The organism is Rhodococcus sp. AQ5-07, from assembly GCF_009707305.1.
Classification (GTDB): Bacteria; Actinomycetota; Actinomycetes; order Mycobacteriales; family Mycobacteriaceae; genus Rhodococcus_F; species Rhodococcus_F erythropolis.
The window spans coordinates 2,485,815-2,504,317 of sequence record NZ_CP046099.1 but is presented as its reverse complement, the minus strand read 5'-3'; the positions used below and the strand labels follow the sequence as shown (position 1 = coordinate 2,504,317).

Here is an 18,503-nt window from a genome sequence, read left to right as displayed (position 1 = left end):
CTATGTAGTTGTTTTGCGTCGCCTTTCGGCGTCGCGTTTTTTGGCGCGTTCAAATGCGCTGGTCTTGCTCTTGGCCTTGGCTGCAGTGTGTTTTGAGCGTTGCGCTTCTCGTTCGGGGTGGGCTTTGGGGGCCTTCCCCTTCTTGGAATTAACCTGAGCGTCTATCAGCCAAAGGTCAGAGAGCAGACGTTCGGATCGCGTCCAGGGGATGTCTCCGTTGTTCTCGGAGATCGCGAGTGCAGAGTCGATGGGGGAGTTAGTGATCAGGACCCAGACCAGGCGTAGCGTCAACTGCGACGAGCCGCCGCCCGGACGCCAAAGGTCTCGCAGATCTATCTGGTAGTACCGCCGAAGATCGGCCTCGATCTCGTTGCCCCGAGTTCTCAAGGCAACGAGGAGGCTGATCAGTTTCCCGGTGTAGAGAATCCGGCCTCTTCAGAGAACATCTGGATAATCTCGAGTGCCGCACCCATCGGCGTCTTGCCTTCTCCTTTGGCTCGTGCGGTGAACCACGCGAAGCGCTGTACGCCAAGCAAGCCCCGCACTAGCAGCAGCGGATTCTGTTCCATGGTGCCGAGATGCCAATCCCACGAATCAACAAGTGCGTTTCGGTCGATCTCGATCTCTTCGTCCCACAGCGTCAGAAGGACAGTCGTATCCTTGGCTTCCGACTGCTTCGCAGACTTTTTCGGCTTGCGGTCCTGAGGCTTCGGTGCAGATGCAGGAACCTTGGCCGCTGCACGTCGCTGACTGCGGTTGCCGGACTTTGCCCGCGCAGCTGCGAGAAGCTTCTCGGCTGCACGTACATCTGTATCGTCACCTCCTTCCGGCTCGTCTTCGTACTCTTCGTAATCGACTGCATCCGAGTCGATTACGTCATCGTCTTCGTATCCGTCGAAATCGTCATATGCGGGCATGTGCAGCTCCTACGTTGGTGCGCCAGATTTCGGGCGCAAGTGCTGCAGCGATTCGTACTGCGGCGTGGTCTGGGATACCGGCCTCGAGGAGGTCGGAGTATGTGGTGGCGATGAGCGTGACGGCATCGGAGGTCGGGCGAGTTGGTTCGTCCTCGGCGTCGAGCTGGGTAGCCAGTTGGATTGTCTTGGCGACTTTGGCTCGCAGGCGCGGTGGCACACTATCGCCGGATTCGATCAGCCCGAGTTCAACCGCTGTGTTGGTGATCTCGGCATCAGTCGGAGTTCGCATGGGGCACTCCTTGTGTAGCGGGTGAAGCCGACCGCCCGCCGGGCTGCACACCAGCGAACGGTCGGTGAATGAGAATGAGTAGGCATGTTGCGGGCAAACACACGTGCAGTAACACACCGGGAAGAAACGTCGAGGTTCAGGTTTCAGGTGTTTGCACGGTTGGGCGATGGCCACCACGTGGATGTGACTTGTGGGGAATCGCGACGGAGTCGAGCAGAGTGGGTGACAATAGCCGGATGAGTCGAATTGAGGGAAGCTGTCGTAGATCGCATCGAATTGAGAATCGTCGCCGAGGAAGGTTCTGATTCATTGGATGCTGGGCGTCTCGATGCGCTGCGTCTGGACAAGGAGGCTGGAATGGCGCATGCGCGAATCAAGAATGGCGTGGTATCGGCTGACGGCTCACGCGGAATCACTTACTGCGCGGTGGATGGCCACGAGAATCCCTGCACAACGATCGAGGAGCTTGCCGACAAATAAGAGATTGTTTACAGCCCCATTGCTCGAAGCTGACCGATCAATTGAGTCGCTCTTAGCTTGTGGGGTATCGGACACAAGAAGTCGTATAGGACGGAAAGGCTGAGCTGCCTGCCCTGTGCAATCAGAAATTGCACAGGGCAGAGTTGCAACTAGGCAGTGACGGTGACCGTGATCGCCTTGGTGGCTGTGTTGGCTGTAGGCGCGGCAGAGTCGGTGACCCGGAACGTGATCGACGGCGTACCAGCCGCGGTCGGGGTGCCGGAGAGGACGCCGTCTGTGGACAGTGTCAGGCCAGCGGGCAATGTGCCGGTCTTGGTCCAGGTCTTCGCGCCGATTCCGCCAGTAGCGGTCAGGGTCTGCGAATACGGGGTACCAACGACACCAGCAGGCAGGCTGGTCGTGGTGATCGCCAGTTCGGTTGCGGCACTGTCCTGGTCGATGACGTGGAAGACATCGCCCGACGAATCGTTCGAGTGATGAACCGTGATTTCGTACGACTCAGGCTCACCCTCAACCTTGGAGAAGCTGCCGAGTTCGAAGAGCGCAGGCCGGGTGGATACCCAGATTTCAGTGGCAACATCCTCATCGCGCAGGACATAGCAGGTGAAGTAGTACATACCCTTCGGTGCGCCGATCTTGCCAGCGGTCGAGCCGGGAAGAACAAACTTCTTTGTCACCGAGTTCTTTTCGAGCGCAGTGAATGCAGTGCCGATTGCGCCCTTCTTGGCCTTGCTGCGGTAGCGGGCCTGACCGTAGGCATCGAAGTGGGTGATCTCGATTTCCGGGTTCACCGGGATACCGGCAGAGCCGTCGAGTAGACCGACAAACTCCCAGCGAGCGTCGAGTTCGTCATCGATCGTGGCGGGCAGAAGCTCGGTGATGTCGGTGACCGCGTTGCGAGGGATGACGTAGACCTCGGCTTCGTCCCAAATTCGAGTGGCATCGGGATTGGTGATTCCGGACATGGCAAATAACCCCTTTCAAGGGCAGAAAAGATGGTGGGACCGCTCAGAGCGGAAGTGTTCTCACGGTGGTGTTGACCGTGAAAGACGCCATGCGCCCACCATTTTGGGGGTCCAGGTCGTCAATGAGGGTGGTGCCGGCGGAGATGTAGGCAACCCCTGGCACGTGTAGCGCGAGTAACCAGCCGAGGCATTTGCCGGCAATGGTGCGGGATCGGGTGCGGCTGTTGGACCACACCGTAATTCGAATCTGTGGATGCGTAGAGATCGGCCACTTCATCGGACCGCTGTCATCGAAGACAACGACTGCAGGTGTTGATGCAACACCGTTGGTTTCAGGTACCCAGTCGTCGTCCAGAGACAGTGCGACATGTACGCCCGGTTCGGATACTGCGAGCTGGACTTGCAGGAAGTCCTTCACGGGCACTGCTGCGTCAGCGGGTACGCGTGCGGCTTTCATCGTGGCTTCACGATCAGTCCCACAGCGGCAGCAGCGCGGGTCAGTGTGCCGTACTTGGCTTGGATTCCGAGTCCGCCAGGGTGAGCCAGCGAAACAGCCGCACAAGCTCTATCGGTCTTGACCGTGCGGACCACGACCTCGACACCGTCCTTAACTTGGACTGCGGCAGCGACCTGTTTGGCTGCTGCCAAGGACATCGCCTGAGCTGCTGGAGAGTTCAGCAGTGCTCGCACGCCAGCGCGGTCGAGTTTGAACTTGCTGTTCGGTGAGGCCATGTTCAACCCCTTCCGAGGACTGCCAGGACCTCGAGTCCGCGCCGACTGGTGCCGAATGCTGAGCGCCAGTCGAGGACGCGAACCGCGTATTCCAGGCCCCGAATCTCGAGCTTGTCGTCATCGGTCAGATCCGGGGCAGGGCTGAGGTACACCGTGAACTGGATGGTTTCGCCGTTGCGCGCAACAGATGCGTTGCGTGTGGATGCGCCCGGAGCGACTGCCTTGGCCTTGAGCGGTACGCGGGTAGTCGATGACGGGGCCGGATCGTTGTTGTCGTCCAGCCCGCCTGGTGTCTTACGGATGCGGATCACTTCTTCGCTCACGGCAACCTCGGCAATCGGTAGCGGTCGAGGACTCGAAGTTCGTGATCGAAGAGCGCCGTGGAGCCTTCCGATGCAGAGAACGAGAACGGGCCGAAGGTCTCCGCGTGTCCGCCGAGTTCCGAGTTGACAGCGCGAGCCGCGGCATCGAGGACGACGCCCAGGAGATCGGCGGGTGCTTCGTAGCCGTGTTCGATGTCAACCTGGATCGAGCGCCACACGTCTGGCCATCGACCACGGAGCGTGCCGTCCTGCGACCACTCCACACCGGAAATCGTGACGCCCTGAACGCGAACAGCGTTAAGAGCGCAGAGCCGCAATGTGGGCAGGTCGAGGATGGTGCCACCGTTGCCGTCGAGAGTGACGGTCTCAGTGAGAACAGGTGCGACGTGCCAGCCGGTGTAAGAGCGGATCGCACCGACCGCGACATTGAGCCGCCACTCTTCGAGACCGTCTCCGGCCATGAGTGCGCGGAACTCTTCGATACCGATCAGCGGTTCCACAATCAGACCGCCTTGTTGCGAGTTCGGTTGCGTGTCTTGTTGATCGGCGCTGTCTTGGCTTTATTCGCAGCGGTGAGTCCGCGAGACTTCGCATCAGCTTCGCTGAGCTGCAGTGTGGTAACTCGTCCGTTGATCTCTACTTCGTAGATATCAAGCATGGCAACTCCTTTCGGTGCCAACCCGACGCCCTGGCCGGAGGTGAATCCAGCCAGGGCGTACGAATTAAGCGTGAGTCGCGACCCTCACGAAGGCGGACGGGCGGGTGACAGCGAATGCCACACGCTCTTCAGCGAGAACGGCAACCATGTTGCGGATGAAGAAATCTGCGTGCGAGTCGGTCACGGTAACTGTGGTCTGCTCGCGATCCCACAGGACAGCCTTCGTGAAGTCACCCAGCAGTGCGGTGCCTGCAGGCTGTGCTTCGCTCTCCACGACCGGGACACCCCAGAGGGTGCGGTTGCCGAATGCGAACGGGCCTCCGTAGACGTAGCGACCTTCGAGATCCTTTGCAAGGTCGATCAATTCGGCATCCTCGGGGGACACGACAATCGCCGTGGGAGCGACGCGACCGACAGTGCGGACCTTGGTGATTGCCTTACGCACCGAGCCGAAGAGGTCGGTCGCGAACGCTTGTGTCTGGACACCGGAGGTAGCGTTGATACCCAGAAGGTCCTCGCCGACACCGGAACCGGTCAGCATCAACGACTCTTCCTTCTCCGCGATATCAGCACGAAGCTCGTCGTTGATCAGGCCCTCGAGTGCTGCAACGTCTGCGAGTGCGCGCTTGGTAGCGGGTACCCATTCGGCGACCGTCTTGACCTCGGCAGTCTTGCGCTCGAATGCCCAGCTGCCTTCGGGCTTGTAACCACCTCCGGTATTGGGGATCAGAGCGCCACCACCGGATGCCGGAGCGGTCGGTGCAGCCGAAGACGTAGCCTCTGGGACAGCCGCTGCAGCGTTGACGTGCGAAGTCTGCGCGACGTACTCCACCAGATCAGAGCCAGTGCGACGGACGCTGATCAGGTCGCGGATCGTCAGCTCACGGCGACCCAGCATTTCCACGATATCGGTGCGCTCCGGAGTGACGAACGCACCAGCGGAAGTGGGGGAGCCGCCAACTAGGAGGCCCTTGACCGAGATCGGGTCAGTCTGGAAGCGCGAACGCTCCGGGACTGCGCCCTTGAACGGTGCGAGTGCCTTCTTGAACTGTGCGCTGCCTACAACCTGCAGGCCGAGGCTCTTGGCCCGTGCCTTGGTTTCACCGTCGGAGGCAGGCTCTGCGACCGGCTCTGCGCCGACCTGCTTAGCTAGGGACTCGGCTGCGGCGATGACCTCTACGTCATGACGAGCGGCTTCGAGGTTCTTGACCAATTCCTCGGCCTGGGCCTTGAACTTGTCGAACTCGCCCTGCTCGTCTGCAGTGAGATCGCGAGCCTCTTCATCAGCCTTGACTGCGATGGACTTCATGTTCTTGACGGCCTCTGCGGCCTCGCCCTTGAGTCGGGCAATACGAATGCTGGATGCCATGATGGCGTACCCCTTTCGAGGGTTAGGAAAGTGAGAGTGCCGCGCTGAGAACATCTGCCACAGCGAGGTTTCGGCGGATAATGGCCGGGGACTTCTCCGACAGTTCTGCCGGAGTGAGGGAGTCGAGAACCTGGCCGATTGATTCGTGCGCGTTGCGCAGTGAATCCTCGTTCTTCGAGGAGATCGCACGACCGGCTTTCACCGAGAGAATGTCCGTTGCCTGGTTCGCGCCGAGGGGAACGATCGAAACTTCGTGCAACGTCAGTTGTTTGAGTTCGATGACATCTTCGGTGCCTCCGCTATCGAGGTCCCGTGTCGCCTTCGCCTGATCGAGTACGTCGTAGGCAAACGAAAGCTGAGTGATACGTCGCTCTTTGATGAGCTTGTAAACGTATGCACCCTTGGGGGATTCGAGGTCAATCTGTCCCGTGACCTTGAGTCCGGTTTCGTCCTCTCCGGCTGAGGTGATGACGCCGATGTTGAAATCGGGGTCGGCCATGTTGTGGCCGAAGAGCAAGGGAATCGGGTCGCCCTTTTCCTCCCACCGGTCCAGGTCAGCGAGGAAGGCTCCCGGCATCACGATGTCGCCGTAGGAATCGACGTTGCCGAAGACGCTCGCGTACGCGGTGAACGCGCCGGTCTCGCCGGAAGCGTCTTCGGCTGGAACGTCTTTGAACTGTGTTGCAGTGCTCTTGATTTTCACTGCGCACCCTCCTCGGGTTCGGCGGCACTCGGTTCGGAGCCGTTGGAAATGCCGGGTGAAGTCGGCGTGATGTCGCTCGGGGAGGCTCGGCCGCCGATGAGTACGTTGAGCGGTGTGATCAGTTCGTCGCCGCCAGGAACAGGTGGGCGGTTGTCTAGTGCTCGTGCTTCGTTGCGGGTGATGTACGGTCCGCCGACGGATGTTTGAATGCTTGCGGCGCGCTCTTCGAAAGAGCCAGAGAGCTTTTCGCGGAGATTGAACTCGACATAGACGTTGTCGTTAGCGAGGTCGGGAACGAGTTGTAGCTCGATCTCTTCCTTGAGCATCTGCAGCCAAGGTCCGAGGGTGTCGCTATACAACATTTTGTGTTGCTCTTGGATGTTCGAGTAGGTTGCCCCACCCATCAGTCCGAGCATCGTCGGCGGCACGAAGTATGCGGCAGCGACCTCTTCGCGGGTGAGCTTGCGCGCTTCGATGTATTGCAGCTGTTCTGCGGTTTGCGAAGCATTCTTGAATGTCAGGCCGTCTTCGAGAATTGGCGTTCCACCTGCGCCGGGACCATTGCCGGAATACTGCGAGCGCCACCCCTTGGCGAACTTGGACTTCGCCTCTGACGACCAGGGTGGAGCACCGATTGGGCGCTCCAGATAGCCGGATACGCGAGCGCCGTTCTTGAGGATCTGCTCGCGCATCTCTCCAGCTGCGTACTCTTCGGCCAGTGTCCGCCGGAGGGATTCGAGCGGAGACGTTCCGCCGATGCCGGTGTTGGAATAGCCGCGGAAGAAGACGATCTCGTCTGAACTGATATCCATCTTTCCGGACGAACCCTTGACCTCGAAGTACTCAGGTGTCAGCCAACTCTCACCCTTCGGGGTGACGAAGTCGGGAGGGATTCGTACGAGTCCTTCAACGCCTTTGTCTGTCTTGACCTTCTGCCAGAACGCCATGTCGTAGACCATGAGATCGTGGACCAGAGCATCCATCAGTCGGTAGCGGGTGGTGTAAGGACTTGGCTTACTGAGCAATCGGGCTAGCGGGTGATCCGTCAGTCGTTGTCGATCGGCATCCCCATTACGTTCGAAGACGTGCAATCCGAGCTGTGCAATGTTGCGAGCAACGAATGAGATCGTCGTATGAACCGCGGGCTGTGTGCGCCACAATTCGAAGTATGCGAGCGAGAGCTGGTCTGTAAGCTGGATTCGGCTTGCTGGTGGAAGCTCCAGCCGTGAAATGCTTTTGAGCTTTCCATCGGAGGTGACAAACGCCATGCGGCACCTCCTAGAGGGCTTGAATGAAGTCCACGTTCGACTTGTCGATGGCGATCTCGCCGTCAGCGGGCATAGCCTCTTGACCGTCTTCGTGGATGTATGCGGATTTGAGAGTGATGAGTGGCCCTCTGGTGGACATGACGACACCGCTGACCGAGGTTCCGGAAAGCAGGTTGACGACCACGCGAGGTTTGGCTTGAAGGTGCTTGTACTGCAACGGTTCCCCTAGACGATGAATAGGTCTTCGGTCTCGTAGACCGAATCTGTTTGAGGCTCTTCGGCTTCGACCCAGAGGCCGTAGCGGGCCAGAGTAACTGCGACGATTGCCGTGATCACGAACGAACCTCGCCGGTCCCATACCCAAGCGCCAGCTGTGCCAATGTTTCGCTTGGATGCGGATTTGAGGGCTTCGAGCATGCGTTCATCGCCGGTGTGCGTGATCCGTCCGTCCGGAAGTTCGTTAACGATGGCGCTGCATGCCTGTGCCATCTGGGTTCCATTGGTGACGATGACCCGGACGCCGTGACCTTCAAGTTCAGGAACGAACGCGTATGCCGGAGAATGGCGGTCGATGACGATGGCGCGGGGTTTCTGCTTGTTCCAGATTGTGACCACCATGTCTACGGGTCCACGTAAAGTGCCGTCGTTCTGACGGACGCGTGCGGACGAGCCGTGGAAGATGACTTCGAGGTGTGATCCGCCATCTTGACGAAAGGTTGCGGCACCGATGGTGCATGTCCCACCATCTGGCGAAACATCCATGCCGATAGCACTATCGGTGATCAGCGATGGGTCGGTTTCTGTCTTGGCAGACCAATCACCGGGCTGGATAAGGTACTCGACCTCAGTGCTCAGATCTGTCGGCCAGTTGCCGACAGAGAGTCGCTCAACGAGAAATCCGGACAGCTGATCCGACATTGCGGCGAGTTCGTTCTCGATGTACTCCTCGTCCAACAGGAAACCGAGGGAAGGATTGGATTCTTCCCATCGTTCGCGGTCGTTGCACCATTCGAGAAGCTCAGCACGGGAGGTGAATTCCGGAGGATCAACAGCAGACCATTCCAACCAGCACAATGACGTATCACCGCCCGCGAGTGCGCGCTTGCGCAGGGACGCCCATTTGTGGCAGTACTCCTGATCCGTCACATCGGCAGCACTTGCCAGGTACCAGATTTGAGGATTGTCGGCAGTGGTCAGCAGCGGCATCAGCGCTTTGATCGACGCCGGGGAGTAGATCATCGCTTCGTCCACAATTAGCCGATCGACCGAGAATCCTCGGCCACCGGACTTGGTTCGGGTCTTGAACCGAATGATCGAGCCGTTGCGGAACTTGATGGCCTCGAATCCGTGAGATCGGACGATGCCCTTTTTGCCGGGCAGCAGTTCAGCTTCGATGAGCGGATTCGACCGGATCAGTGTTTCGAGCTTTTCCATCGATTCCATCGCGGTTGAGAACTCATGGGCCGTATGGAGAATTGAGATTCCAGGCTCTTTGAGCATCCATCCGAGTTCTACGACCTCGATACAGCCGTTCTTTCCGTTTTGGCGTGCGACGAGAACACCGACCTCGAAAGCTGCCCAGCGTTGTTCACCGGTATCGGTGAGCTTGTCTCCCTTAGCCATTCCGTTGCGGACTACGAACTCTTGCCACGGCAGAACGTTGCGATGTGCGATGTTGGCGTAGTCAATTGCATCGTCGCCGGTGGACGTGGTCCAGGCTGGGATGGAACTAACCCGTGGTTCCTGCTTTCCTCGCAGCGCGGGCTTTGGCGAGTTCGTCGGCAAGGGAAGCCCCCTTCTCGGGTTTGGTCCCGTCATCTGCGAAGAATCCGGCGATCTGTCGTAGGACCGTCGTTTGCTGTCTGGCCTCTTGAAGTGCGCCGTCGATCCTGATGACCAACTCAGTGGCGTCATCGCGGGAAGCGACGAGCGTCGCCCATGTGTCGTCGTCGCCGCTTATAGCGGAGTCGAGTCGACGCAACCGGTCAGTGATTCGAGCGCCTTCGGCAATCAGCGACAATTCAGTTACTGATCGGATCTCGGCTGTCATCGCGTCCCAGTACGCTTGGCCCACTTCGCCTAGGTCACATGGTTGGAAGGTCCTTGCCAACGTCTTAGGGTCCATCTCGTTGGCACCTCCGCTGGTTCTGCACGTAGCCTCGGGCTTCGGGGAGAGAGGGCGGAATGGCGGCCGTAAGGGTCCGAGCGGCCGGCTGATCTAGCGATCTGAACGCCCCCACCCTCCAGCTGCATAATCGCAGGTCAGGGGCTTGCGCACGTTCAGTCGAGCCAGTCTCGGGTGCTGGTAGGTCTCTGACCTGCAGTGATGCCGAGGGCTGGCCGGAGGTGGTCACGGCTACCGTCGCCACGGCTGGAGTTGCACCTTGAGTGCAGTAACCGGTCAGCTACCATGCCGCCATGTGCTCGGGCGAGGGTGTGGTCAGCTGCCAGAACGGCTCCGTCGGGGTTGCGAGCGGCTTCGCGGTACATCGGTCCCAGGCACCACCAACAAGGTGAGCCGGGGAGCAGTGCCTCGAGGAGGCGCTTGCGCTGTGCTTCATGTGCGGCACCCAATCCACGTTTGCGTGGCGACACTTTCGGGGTTGGTGGCTTCGATGTCGAAGGCTTGCGAGACGCGGTGTCCGGTGCCTGCGTAGCTGTGCTGCCTCGGTAGTACCGCTTTGCAACCTGCTGGCTTCGCCACGGGCGCTCGGCTTTGGCTCGGGCCATCGTGATGGCCTCGCCTGGGTCAATAGTCACCACGGTTGCGCCGATGGCTCGGTACTTGGCGAGCAGTGAAGCGGAGGGTGTCGAGTGGATCAGGTAGACATCGCAGTCGGTCAGGGTGATTGCCCTGTCGATGGCGGCTTGTCGCGCTGCCTTCGTAACCATCTTGGTTGCCATCGAGTGTTCGTGGCTTCCGCTGTGCCCAGCGGTGAGAGCTACTGCAAGAACATCGAAGTCGATGACGATGTCACCCGGCTTAGCGTTCTTGTGGCACCATGTGCTCTTGCCTGCGGCAGGTGGTCCCATAACTACGAACAGCACGGAACCACCCGCCTGCCTTGGCTAGTCGAATCGGTACCCAGCTGCTTCGAGCAGGGCGACTGCCTGTGAGTAGTACCGGCGACGATCCGCCGCAGCCTCGGTGTCAGATGCGTTGCTCTGCTGTGTGCTCACTTCGACGGCCTCTGTCTATCGGATTGAATGTCTAAGTGTGCGTTAGTTTCCCGGAGCCATAATTTCGTTCTGCTCTACGGAGGGCCAGCCGCACCCCTGGAACGACGAAGCGCGAGAGAGGATTTTCAGATCCACATCTCGCGCTACGCTCATCGTAACATCTCGATCTCGTCAGCGCTACCAATTATGTTGCGCGGGTTCCGATCCAGGATGTCACCGAGTCTGTATGTCCCTCCCTCGCGTGTGATCTTCCCTCGTGCGAGCCACTTGCTAATTACAGCTGCCTTGAGTCGGGGATGTCCCAGCGGCTCCATGAGTCGCTCAGCCTCGATTGCCGTAACCCGTTGCTCGCGAGCTTGGTTCACCAGTTCGGGATCAGCCCAGGTGTCGTTCTCGGCTGGGAGATCGATCACTCGCCAGCATTGGTTCACGGCGCGGGTGATCCCAACCAGGGCCTCCTCGCTGCCTTCGGTCATCGACAGCGAGACGACATGCTGGTCCAGCCAACGTGCCACCCCCAGAAGGTCATCCGAACCGCTGTAGTCGATTCCACGGCTCTCGCAGACCAGGCGTACCCAAGAGGTCAGCTCGGCATGCAGCTCGTGTGCCGCGCTAGAAGCGCCCACGTGGATTGGCATCGGCTGTTCACCAGACCCGTTGCGTACCTTGATCCCTCCACGACCTACGTGATCTTGTCGGCTGGTCGTGATTGCGAGTTCTTCAGCCAGACCGGGAATACGCCGGAGGATCGACACCAGCACGCGTTGGTCTGCTGTCGACATGAAGAAGCTCTGCTCGGGTGCGGGCATTAGACGACCACCAATCGAAGTTCATGAAACCCACGGCATCCGGATTCGGCGAAACAGGACCAGACATTGCTGGTGTCATACGCGCTCGAGGCCTCCCAGAATGTTTGGAAGAGAGTGAATGACGGCTGTGTGCCGCAGAACTGAATCACTGCGAACTGTGCCGATGTCTTGGATAGAGGGCGTGAGTTTGGAATCGCGCACTGTACGAAGTCGAGATGGCTGGTGTGTCGGCGTTCGCAGCGGCATTCGCGCAGTGTTGTGATTTCTGGAAGTTCCCGCGCTGCATGGCGATTCACGGTGCGTCTATCGATGTGGGTGGTCATGCGATCGCTTCGCCTGCTGCAGCGAGGGACCCTGGCGACATCGTGAAGGAATGATGATCGCCACGGCACAGCGCGCCCATTGGGCAGAGTTGAACGGCTGAGTACTTCGCAGCGTTGGTGGCGCGGGATTCTTCGCAGTACAGGCTAAAGCCGAAGGACCAGCACCAAACAACCACGTGTGAGTCGTATTCCGCGAACTCGAGTTCTCTTCGCTCATCCCGGACCCAGAGTGCGCCAAGCAGTGAACAGCGAATAAGGCTGGCGTTGTTGGCGTGTGCTCGGACGCCGTGACTGCAACTGGTGACTGGCTCGGTCGCGGTGAGGCTCTGTTGAATTGTCATCTTGATCCTACGAACAGTCTTGCAATTAGGGTGACCGCTTTGCAGTGACCCGCGCCCATTGTGGGCGCATGACAAAGTCTTCTCTGTTCGATCCTTAGAGGCAATCAATTTGGCGCAGATACAAGGAATCCCTCTCGATGTGAAAACTTCACGTCGAGAGGGATCATGATGCATGAGTCTAGGGAGTGGGCGTCGCAGAAGCCGCCTTTGATTCTGCGCTCCTTACCATGTGTCGAACCCAATCTTGGAAGGTTGCATCTGCTGAATGTAAGTCTGCAAATGTTTCGAAATCGGGTCCCGTGCATCCGAGCGGCTTTTCGCTCTGGTTCACGCCATTCTGGAAGTCCATCATCCGCTTCAGCGCAGTGGTTTTATCGGCTACGGCAGCAGAAGGGTCCTCTAACGTCTGTAATGAAATTTGGTAGTAGACCGAGGATGAAGGAATTACTTTGATATCCCGGCACGCTGCCTCGCGGGGTGTCAGCGTTGGTGTTGGCGCTGCAGCCTCGGCCTTCTCGTCAGGACCTCCGCAGCCAGAAAGCGCGAATATGGATGCAGCAGCCAGGCAGGCAGCAGCGAGCTTGTTCATCTTCAAAGAGGACCCCTGTTGTGTGAGTACCGGATCAGTATCGCGGCGCATCCAATGCTGGAATCGATTAGAGCACGTGTGTAGGACATTTCGGTAATGATTCCTCCGATACATTCCGGAGCGTCTTTACGAGACGAGACTTTGCAGCTTCACTCGTGCTGAAACCAGCTGCTCGAAGAGAATCGGATCCCCGGTCTCCGAGGACGGATGGAAGACCCTGAGCAGTGCGGCGTACACAGCAGCTTCTCGCTGGCTCCCAGCTGCTCGCAGAACGGCCAGCGCCCAATCCCCGGAGCCTGGCTTGGGTCCGGCCTTGATCGCCGGTGCAGGAGCAGGAGCAGTGAACCTATTTGTTGTGCAGTTGATTTGAGTCAGCGCGTGAGCAACCTCCCGCGCCGAGGGCCGTCATCGCGCCGAGGCCTACTACCTACGGTCCTACCTCTCGCCTTCATTTGCTTCTGCAACGCGATCTGGGCGATCCGCAACTGGTGCAGCGTCTCTGGGTCCGAGTGCGCCGTGTTCGGTCCCAGATACATGCTCAGTGCCCCGTACGTAGCCTGCCGTCTTGCCTCCCCAGCGGCACGGAGAACGTCGAACGCCCACCGGACAGACTCATGTGTGGCCTCGATCGGGAGATCCTCCAGAGAGGCTCTGAATTCAGAGGTTTCGTAGCCATGCTGGGGGAGGATCTCGACCACCGAGTCCACCTCCGAGTCCTCGACCAACCAGAGCTGGTTGCGGAGCAGCTCCACACCGGAGCCCTCAGGGAGTACCAGTTCGGCCACCGCCGAGGCGGAGACCCCGTCCGCACCGAGGGGCAGGGTCAGCTGCCAGGCGGTCTCGGCGACGAATCCCTTCGAGCCGGGAGTGCGGGGGATCGGGTTGATGCGGATCTCGTTTGTAGCAGCGTATGTACCCATAGTTACGTTTTCCTTTGCGGTGTGTGAACTTCGTAGGTTTGTTGATCTCGAAAAGCCGTACTCGGTGAAGCGGTCGAACAACCCCTCTGACCCATCCAGTCCCCCTTCCCCCCTATAAAGGGGGTGGGAATGGGTGGGACTACTCATTCCGGGAATGGGTGGGAATGGGTGGGAATGGGTCACGAACAGGGGTTTTAACCTCCCCGAGAGTCCCCCGAACCGGTGGGAATGTGTCAGCGTGGGAATGGGTCGTGGAGTACCTGTCCCGACTACCTCCCAACCCCACCGGAATGGGTCGTTCAGGTGGTGGTCGCGGGGTCCTCCGGAAGGGCGGGCCACACCGTAATCCCCTCCGCTGCGTCGGTGATGTGGTGATGTTTCTTGTTCCGGGTACCCATCTCGATCCGCACCAGGCCCCGTTCCTGAGCGAGCAGGCTGGCGTGGGTCATCTCCTCACTGCGGAAGTCGAACTTCTTCCCACCGATCCTGATGCTCTGTAGCCAGCTGGTCAGGTCGCCGATTCCGGAGCCGGGATGGCGGCGGATCCCTTCGACCAGATACGGCAGCAGGGTGGCTGCCCGATCGTCCCGCTTGGCCGCTTTCTTGTCCGCCGCCTCCGCTGCACGACCTCCGAGACCGGAGAGGGACAGCCGGCGGGTTGCCGTGTCGAAGAGGAGCTGGTCCTCGTCCAGCTCGATGTCGCGTCCCATCGCCCGGACGAACCGGCGTCCCTCGGGATCGGTGGTCAGGTTGATGATCGAGTCGGCCCAGTCCTCGATGGATGAGGCACCGCGTGTGCGGTCCTGGTTCCAACCGGCGTGGACCGGGAGGATGACATCGCGGACACCGGCCTGCTCACGGGCGAAGTGGTCCAGGTTGACCAACCAGGTGCCGACCTCGCTGGGGTCGTTCTGGTTGGCCCCGGTGAAGGCGCGTCCGAACGGGTCCACGATCAGCGACTCGACCTTGTTGTCCCGGAGCAGCTTGGCCAACCGTGCCTGGTCCGCCGCGTTGCCGAGCGGGTTCCGGCGTCCACGGAGGTTGATGATGAGGAACCGCTTGGGGTCGATCCCCACGTCGTTTGCCCAACGTGCGGCCTGTTTGGCGGAGACCTCGTAGTTCATGAGGGCCACCTTGGCGTCCTCGGCGATCGGGATGGTCTTGAACTTACCCAGGAACGGGTCCCCCGAGATCAGGCTGTGGGTCAGGTTGAGCACGAAGGTCGTCTTGCCGGTCTTACGGGCTGCCACGATGATCGTGCCGCCCTCTGTGGTCATCAGGCCTTCGATCCGGTCCGCCGGTTCGTCCGGACGCTGCAGGATCTCTTCCAGAGTGCCGAAGTCGAACGGGAGGTTCTTGGAGGGGTCTACCTCGGCGTAGTGCCGCTCCAGCTCCTTGCGGCTCTCGGAGGCGATCCACATCTCCCGTGCCTTGGCGTTCACCAGGTCGCTGGGGTGTGTGAAGAACGGCACGGACATCTCCTTGGCAACCGACTCAGTTACCTCCGAGTTAACCTCGGTGATCACGTCGTAGTTGTCCATCAGGGAGTTCGGGTTGATCTTGAACTCCTTGTACGGCTCGATCTCGTCGTACGCGCAGCCCTCGCAGGCCAACCCCGTGGTGCCACCGAACTGGGGGCCGATGTGCTCGATCACCAGCGGCTCTGTCCGGCAGGCGGGGCAGGTCTCGAACTCGATGTTCACGATCTCGCATTCCGGGTCCACCCCGGTGATCTGGGGGAGGGACAGCGGGCGGTCCATCTCGGTGGCGTAGGCCCGCACCGAGTCGAAGACCCGCTGCACCGAAGGCGGCACGTCGAAGCTGCTGGTGATGTAGATGGGGGTGAACTCCGGTTCCCCTGCAGCGTTTTCCATGTTTTCTCCGCTGACTGCGTTCGTGTGGTCGGAGATGGAGCGGTCGGTCATAGGTGTCTCTGTGGAATTGAGGTCGGCCTCGCGGCGGGTATCGCCGGAGCCTGTCCCGGCGTCTGAGGTGTTCGTGGTGAAGTTTGCGTAGTCCATGTGAGTGTGGGCCGTTCGGTCTTGGAGTTGTGAGGAAGCTGGACTGGTTGGGCTGCTCAGTCGTTCAGCTTCGTGAAGGCCCGCTCGAGTGATGAGATATTGATCCTTATGGTCTTCGTGCCGATCCGGATGACTTCGACGTTGCCGGATGCGATGACTCGTCGGATCAGCTGCTCGCTCACGTCGTACCGGACGGCGGCGCTGGCTGCCGAGATGTAAAGCTGGCCTTCGGAAATGGTGGTCTGCGACATGGCAGATGTCCTTCGGGAAAGGGGTGGTGTCGAAACCTTCCTGCCCTCGGGAGCGCGAGCAGTCGACGTGGTGTATCTATGTTCTCGGCGGGGATGGTGCCTCTTCCGATCCGCTTGGTTCAGACATTACGTCTGATACCTACCGATGTCTACCGAAAATGTGCGGTTGGACCAGGCGTTTTAGTGTCTGACACTTACTGTGATGCAACAACTTTCAGGAATATTGACCGTTAGAGCGTTCGATCTCGCTGTAAGGCGGGTGTTTTGTGAAAAACGCGGTTTCGGCAGTGCGGGAGGCTTTGGCGGCACTCGTGACCAGCATCACGAGCTGGCTTTCTGTGGCGGGCGATTGCCTGTCTCGGAACATATGAAAAGACCCTCAGCCGTGTAATGGTCGAGGGTCCTGGGTGTGGTGGTCAGGCTGCCTGTTCTGCGAGCCAGTCATCTACGTCCTGGGGTGCGTAGCGAACGGAGCGGTCGAAGCGGTGGTACCGAGGGCCGATTCCTCGTGCGCGCCAGCGGCATAGGGTTTCGACGGTCACCTTGAGGCGTGCTGCGAGGTCTCGGGAGGTCATAAGCGATTGGTTGACTTCTGTTGGGGCGGGCTGGAGGCTCTGAGCAGGCACGGTTTCAATTCCATCCGAAGTGTGTAAACGTAATATGTTGTAGAACAACAACATTCATTGTCGAGTCTACGGTACGATGACTTTAAGCGACTGTGATTGACGCGCATTGATGGCGGTTCCGTTCCCGGAGATCTCCGGCACGTGGAAACATGGAGCTGAGAGACCCCGGCGCTGCGCTAACAGCCCGGGGCGTGGTCAAACCTGACGAGAGGCTCGACAATGACTGACCTTACTTTGTGCACCCGTGACGCCGGAACGGTGATTTGAGATGGCGGGGCGTCCGCCGCTGGACATCGGCGCTCACGGCACCATCACGCGGGTCGACAAAGGGCGAGGTGTCTGGCTGGCCAGGTGTCGATACCGGGCAGCAGACGGACGTACGCGAATCGTGGAGCGGCGCTCACCGTCGGGAAGGCCAGATCGGTACGGCGCTGCGGCGGAGGCCGTGCTCCTCGCTGTGATCGCGGAGTTACAGACCACTACCGGGGAAGCTGAGGGCGCAACGACTGGCAACACGAGACTGACCGAGCTGACTGAGCGATGGTTGACCGATCTGAAGTCGCGAAGTGAGTCGGTCAGGACCACGGATACCTATTCGTCGATCATCACCAAACTCGATACGAGAGCTGGCGGACTGCTCGTCAAGGAATGCACGCCACGCAGGTTGGACAGACTGCTGGTTGAACTGGCGGAAGTTCACGGGCCTACGACAGCACGGCAGGCGAAGACGGTTCTGTCGGGCGTATTCACCTTGGCGATTCGAGACGGAGCGGTCAGCCGCAATCCTGTGAAGGACGTTGGACCGGTGCGGGTTCCTTCCAAGACTGCAGAGTCTCCGGACAAGGGCCGCGCATTGATGCCAGAGGAGTTGACAGCTCTGCTCCATGGCTTGGGAACGTCGGAGCTTCCGCTGCCCCCGGAGGGCCGCGGTAAGAAGAAGGTGACAACGAAGACCACGCGCACCGTCTCTCAATGGGCGAAGGATGTTGATCTCATCGACCCGATCACGATGCTCGCCGGGACTGGCCTGCGTCGGTCAGAGATGCTTGGCCTTCGGTGGGCGGACTATGACGCCGAGGCCGGAACGATTGCGGTCACCGGGCGGGTAGTTCGTGGGAAGGGTGTTGGTTTGATCCGAGAGGACGTGACCAAGACGACGACCTCTCGGCGAGTAGTCGCGCTTCCTCTGTTCGCAGTCGAGATGCTGACTCGACGTGCGGATGGGTTTCATCCGAGCGAAGACGGGCTGATCTTTCCATCCTCGGCTGGGACGTTGCGAGACCCAGACAACCTCAACGGTCAGTTTGCTCGGGTGCGCGGCGTGCTCGGATTCGAATGGGTTGCGACGCACACATTTAGGCGGACCGTTGCCACGCTCGCAGACGAAGCTGGACTGTCGGCACGAGTGGGTGCCGACCACCTTGGGCACGCTCGAGTGAGCATGACTCAGGATGTTTATATGGCTCGTGGAAAGACCCACTCGGCGCTGGCTGATGTGCTCGATATCGCCGTCCGCCCGAAGGCTTCGTGAGCAACAAGCGATGAGCAGTCCGCGCTATAAACGATGAATAAGCGATGGATTGGGGTCCTAAAGCCTCATTCGATTTGAGGCTCTAGGGCTTTGACCTCGAAGTTTGGTGCCCCCGGCAGGATTCGAACCTGCGACCAAGAGATTAGAAGGCTCTTGCTCTATCCCCTGAGCTACGGAGGCGCGTGGAACATCATACTCGAGGGTTCGG

General features: G+C 59.7%; 24 protein-coding genes and 1 tRNA gene. 2 read left to right on the top strand and 23 right to left on the bottom strand.

Annotation, left to right across the window (positions count from 1 at the left end):
• Genes GJB56_RS11510 through GJB56_RS11500 form a run of 3 tightly spaced genes read right to left on the bottom strand, consistent with a single transcriptional unit; the run spans position 1 to position 1,206 of the window.
• Positions 1 to 387, bottom strand: a complete 387-nt coding sequence (locus GJB56_RS11510; RefSeq protein WP_113684248.1) for a hypothetical protein — start codon at positions 385 to 387, stop codon at positions 1 to 3.
• 17 nt (positions 388 to 404) lie between these two features.
• Positions 405 to 917 carry a hypothetical protein gene (locus GJB56_RS11505; protein WP_113684249.1) on the bottom strand — a complete coding sequence of 171 codons (513 nt, stop codon included), beginning with the start codon at positions 915 to 917 and terminating at the stop codon, positions 405 to 407.
• Positions 904 to 1,206: a hypothetical protein gene (locus GJB56_RS11500; RefSeq protein ID WP_113684250.1), complete on the bottom strand. Its 303-nt coding sequence runs from the start codon at positions 1,204 to 1,206 to the stop codon at positions 904 to 906. The genes GJB56_RS11505 and GJB56_RS11500 overlap by 14 nt, the downstream gene beginning before the upstream one ends.
• A gap of 246 nt (positions 1,207 to 1,452) precedes the next feature.
• On the opposite strand from GJB56_RS11500, the gene GJB56_RS11495 reads away from it, so the two are divergent.
• Entirely contained in the window at positions 1,453 to 1,686 is a 234-nt protein-coding gene (locus tag GJB56_RS11495; protein WP_113684251.1) for a hypothetical protein, read from the top strand.
• Positions 1,687 to 1,835: 149 nt separating this feature from the next.
• On the opposite strand, the gene GJB56_RS11490 is transcribed toward GJB56_RS11495, so the two are convergent.
• From GJB56_RS11490 to GJB56_RS32075, 19 genes are all read right to left on the bottom strand, one after another.
• Positions 1,836 to 2,651, bottom strand: coding sequence for an Ig domain-containing protein (locus GJB56_RS11490; RefSeq protein WP_113684252.1), 816 nt, complete (start codon positions 2,649 to 2,651; stop codon positions 1,836 to 1,838).
• A gap of 43 nt (positions 2,652 to 2,694) precedes the next feature.
• A complete protein-coding gene (locus GJB56_RS11485; RefSeq protein ID WP_113684253.1) occupies positions 2,695 to 3,108 on the bottom strand; it encodes a hypothetical protein in 414 nt (137 codons plus the stop codon).
• The gene (locus tag GJB56_RS11480; protein ID WP_113684254.1) at positions 3,105 to 3,383 is read right to left on the bottom strand and encodes a hypothetical protein; all 279 of its coding nucleotides are present in this window, start codon (positions 3,381 to 3,383) and stop codon (positions 3,105 to 3,107) included. Before GJB56_RS11480 ends, GJB56_RS11485 begins: the two co-directional genes overlap by 4 nt.
• A gap of 2 nt (positions 3,384 to 3,385) precedes the next feature.
• Positions 3,386 to 3,706 carry a hypothetical protein gene (locus GJB56_RS11475; RefSeq protein ID WP_113684255.1) on the bottom strand — a complete coding sequence of 107 codons (321 nt, stop codon included), beginning with the start codon at positions 3,704 to 3,706 and terminating at the stop codon, positions 3,386 to 3,388.
• On the bottom strand, positions 3,703 to 4,206 hold the full coding sequence (locus tag GJB56_RS11470; protein WP_113684256.1) for a hypothetical protein: 504 nt from the start codon (positions 4,204 to 4,206) through the stop codon (positions 3,703 to 3,705). Before GJB56_RS11470 ends, GJB56_RS11475 begins: the two co-directional genes overlap by 4 nt.
• 2 nt (positions 4,207 to 4,208) lie before the next feature.
• On the bottom strand, positions 4,209 to 4,364 hold the full coding sequence (locus tag GJB56_RS11465) for a hypothetical protein (RefSeq protein ID WP_154606672.1): 156 nt from the start codon (positions 4,362 to 4,364) through the stop codon (positions 4,209 to 4,211).
• Positions 4,365 to 4,428: 64 nt separating this feature from the next.
• A complete protein-coding gene (locus GJB56_RS11460) occupies positions 4,429 to 5,733 on the bottom strand; it encodes a phage major capsid protein (protein ID WP_113684257.1) in 1,305 nt (434 codons plus the stop codon).
• Between the two features lie 22 nt (positions 5,734 to 5,755).
• On the bottom strand, positions 5,756 to 6,436 hold the full coding sequence (locus GJB56_RS11455) for an HK97 family phage prohead protease (protein WP_230091174.1): 681 nt from the start codon (positions 6,434 to 6,436) through the stop codon (positions 5,756 to 5,758).
• Positions 6,433 to 7,704, bottom strand: a complete 1,272-nt coding sequence (locus tag GJB56_RS11450) for a phage portal protein (RefSeq protein ID WP_113684258.1) — start codon at positions 7,702 to 7,704, stop codon at positions 6,433 to 6,435. Before GJB56_RS11450 ends, GJB56_RS11455 begins: the two co-directional genes overlap by 4 nt.
• Before the next feature lie 10 nt (positions 7,705 to 7,714).
• Positions 7,715 to 7,921: a hypothetical protein gene (locus tag GJB56_RS11445; RefSeq protein ID WP_113684259.1), complete on the bottom strand. Its 207-nt coding sequence runs from the start codon at positions 7,919 to 7,921 to the stop codon at positions 7,715 to 7,717.
• Between the two features lie 8 nt (positions 7,922 to 7,929).
• The gene (locus tag GJB56_RS11440; protein ID WP_113684260.1) at positions 7,930 to 9,327 is read right to left on the bottom strand and encodes a hypothetical protein; all 1,398 of its coding nucleotides are present in this window, start codon (positions 9,325 to 9,327) and stop codon (positions 7,930 to 7,932) included.
• A 106-nt stretch (positions 9,328 to 9,433) separates the two neighbouring features.
• Complete coding sequence (locus tag GJB56_RS11435; protein WP_154606671.1) at positions 9,434 to 9,754, bottom strand: hypothetical protein; 321 nt, start codon at positions 9,752 to 9,754, stop codon at positions 9,434 to 9,436.
• Positions 9,755 to 9,984: 230 nt separating this feature from the next.
• The gene (locus GJB56_RS11430) at positions 9,985 to 10,752 is read right to left on the bottom strand and encodes a hypothetical protein (protein WP_113684262.1); all 768 of its coding nucleotides are present in this window, start codon (positions 10,750 to 10,752) and stop codon (positions 9,985 to 9,987) included.
• A gap of 281 nt (positions 10,753 to 11,033) precedes the next feature.
• Positions 11,034 to 11,693, bottom strand: coding sequence for a hypothetical protein (locus GJB56_RS11425; protein ID WP_113684263.1), 660 nt, complete (start codon positions 11,691 to 11,693; stop codon positions 11,034 to 11,036).
• An 842-nt stretch (positions 11,694 to 12,535) separates the two neighbouring features.
• Positions 12,536 to 12,946, bottom strand: a complete 411-nt coding sequence (locus tag GJB56_RS11420; RefSeq protein WP_154606670.1) for a hypothetical protein — start codon at positions 12,944 to 12,946, stop codon at positions 12,536 to 12,538.
• Between the two features lie 371 nt (positions 12,947 to 13,317).
• Positions 13,318 to 13,866 (bottom strand): hypothetical protein, encoded by a 549-nt coding sequence (locus GJB56_RS11415; RefSeq protein WP_113684265.1) that lies wholly within the window; start codon positions 13,864 to 13,866, stop codon positions 13,318 to 13,320.
• A gap of 299 nt (positions 13,867 to 14,165) precedes the next feature.
• Positions 14,166 to 15,887, bottom strand: a complete 1,722-nt coding sequence (locus tag GJB56_RS11410; RefSeq protein WP_113684266.1) for an AAA family ATPase — start codon at positions 15,885 to 15,887, stop codon at positions 14,166 to 14,168.
• A gap of 56 nt (positions 15,888 to 15,943) precedes the next feature.
• Positions 15,944 to 16,138: a hypothetical protein gene (locus tag GJB56_RS11405; RefSeq protein WP_113684267.1), complete on the bottom strand. Its 195-nt coding sequence runs from the start codon at positions 16,136 to 16,138 to the stop codon at positions 15,944 to 15,946.
• Positions 16,139 to 16,554: 416 nt separating this feature from the next.
• Positions 16,555 to 16,713 carry a helix-turn-helix transcriptional regulator gene (locus GJB56_RS32075; RefSeq protein ID WP_113684268.1) on the bottom strand — a complete coding sequence of 53 codons (159 nt, stop codon included), beginning with the start codon at positions 16,711 to 16,713 and terminating at the stop codon, positions 16,555 to 16,557.
• 319 nt (positions 16,714 to 17,032) lie between these two features.
• Between GJB56_RS32075 and GJB56_RS11395 the strand changes: the two genes are divergently transcribed.
• A complete protein-coding gene (locus tag GJB56_RS11395; RefSeq protein WP_113684269.1) occupies positions 17,033 to 18,295 on the top strand; it encodes a site-specific integrase in 1,263 nt (420 codons plus the stop codon).
• Between the two features lie 104 nt (positions 18,296 to 18,399).
• On the opposite strand, the gene GJB56_RS11390 is transcribed toward GJB56_RS11395, so the two are convergent.
• A tRNA-Arg gene (locus tag GJB56_RS11390) sits at positions 18,400 to 18,475 on the bottom strand.
• Positions 18,476 to 18,503 lie beyond the last annotated feature (28 nt).